Source organism: Cyanobacteriota bacterium, assembly GCA_025054735.1.
Classification (GTDB): Bacteria; Cyanobacteriota; Cyanobacteriia; order SKYG9; family SKYG9; genus SKYG9.
The window spans coordinates 1-1,966 of the sequence record JANWZG010000560.1 but is presented as its reverse complement, the minus strand read 5'-3'; the positions used below and the strand labels follow the sequence as shown (position 1 = coordinate 1,966).

The following is a 1,966-nucleotide window of genomic DNA, read 5'->3' as shown; positions in this document are numbered from 1 at the left end:
TACGCCAAGAAGGCAAGATCAAAGTTCCCGATGTGATTCGGTTCCCAGAAAAAAACGCCGCTCCTGCCCCTAGGACGACAGCAACAGCAGCGAGACCCATGCCAGCTTGGATAGAGCGCCTAGCTGATGATCCAGAGCGTCCTGATATCATCTATCCGGCGGTGATTAATCTAGGGCTGAGCGCGTTACTGATTCTGTTTCCATCGCCAGACGGAGCTGCGGTACAGGTGTCGTTAGCGATCGCCGTAGGAGCCTGCCTCTACTTCCTTAACCGCAAAGAGCGCAAATTTGGGCGGGCATTGTTGTTGACCTTGGTAGGCTTGATTGTGGGCTTAGGGCTAGGTGCAATGGTCAGTAGTGGGCTTGCAGGTATGCTTAACAGTGTAGGGATGCCTCTGCTGTCAGCAACTGCTGTGGTGACGCTATTTGTGTTGTGGTTCGTTAGCAGCTTTCTGCGCTGATTGGCGGCCAAGTTGCTCCTGTTCGATCGCCTTCACCAGGGCTAAAAAGTTTCGTTCACCAAAGCCCTGTACAAGTTGATAGCTCCCCTGTTGCCAGTAGCCTTGGCGCTCAATGATCTCAAAGAAGAAGGTAGGGTGAGCAAAGATGGGGCTGGTAAAGGTTTGTAACAACAGTGCCGACACTGCATCCTCGTGCCAGTCTGCTAAGACTTGGTGGGCGGCGATCGTGGCCCAATTCATAGCCTGTGGATAGTCGCGCTGCAATTGCTGGTAATAGGTCTTAGGGACTGAAATCAGTGGAATATTAGCTGATCGTAACTGCTCTACGGCTGCCACAATATTAGTGGTACGGAGCGCAACATGCTGAATGCCCGCTCCTCGGTTGGCATCTAAAAACTCCTGAATCTGCGAGGTGGCTGAGACAGGTTCATTGATGGGAAACTGAACGGCATCACACGTAAGCACTAGGCTACGCAGGGCCGAATAGTCCGTCTGAATCATAAACTGTTGACCAGCTTGAAACCCAAACAGGTTGCTATACCAGTCGGCAGCGTGAGTCAGTTGACCCATGGGTACATTGAGCACCACGTGATCAATGGTGATAAAGGTTGGTGTTGCACAATCCTGATTCAGAGTTCCTAATAGTCTCCCTAGTGGGGCATAGGTGTAAAGTTCTGCCTGATCGTCTAGCCAGAGGGGAATGACGGTAGACCCGTCCCTGGGTTGCTCTACTAACGTGTGGCGAAGGTGCTCCCAGCCTTGAATTTGACCCCAACATACAGATCCTTGACAAACCAAGCTGTGGGTCGTGATTGCCCCCTGCTGTTGCGCGCGGGCCATGACTACCGCTAGATTTTCCACCTGAAAGGCGACATCTGCGACACCGGGCGGATGATCCCTAAGAAACTTAGCAACCGGACTCTGATGGGTCAGTGGTGAAGACAGCAAAAACCAGATGGAACCACTATTGAGGATATAGGTCTGGGTATGGCTGTCAGCGTAATGAGCGATCGTCTGGAAACCAAACGCCTCGACTAGGCAATTTCGCAGTGCGATCGCATCTTCAAGGTAGAAATGGACATGATTAAACCGCATAGATAGTCAGGTTACCAATTCCTTGGCGATCGACAAACAAGCTAGCATCCTCCTCGAACAACTAGTTCTACATCTACTATGACATTCTGGACGCTCCCCAGGGGGGATTCGACAGCCTCTGTAGCTCTATACACAGACTGGCCAAAACATCTGTAGTGAGGACTGAAGTCCTCACTACCAGCTATCTCCGGCTACTCTTTGGGGACTGAAGTCCCCACTACCAGCTATCTCCGGTGAAGCAATAGTAGGGAATGGGTGTTACTCTCTGGGGACTGAAGTCCCCACTACCAGCTATCTCCGGTGAAGCAATAGTAGGGAATGGGTGTTACTCTCTGGGGACTGAAGTCCTCACTACCAGCTATCTCCGGTGAAGCAATAGTAGGGAATGGGTGTTACTCTCTGGGGACTGA

2 protein-coding genes are annotated in these 1,966 nt (G+C 51.5%); one reads left to right on the top strand and one right to left on the bottom strand.

From position 1 onward, the window contains the following. Positions 1–461: CPP1-like family protein (locus NZ772_18135; GenBank protein ID MCS6815475.1), on the top strand; the 461-nt coding region annotated here is incomplete at its 5' end. Here NZ772_18135 and hppD read toward each other — a convergent pair. After that, on the bottom strand, positions 423–1,556 hold the full coding sequence (gene hppD, locus NZ772_18130) for a 4-hydroxyphenylpyruvate dioxygenase (protein MCS6815474.1): 1,134 nt from the start codon (positions 1,554–1,556) through the stop codon (positions 423–425). The two genes, NZ772_18135 and hppD, sit on opposite strands and share 39 nt — an antisense overlap. Between the last annotated feature and the right edge of the window lie 410 nt (positions 1,557–1,966).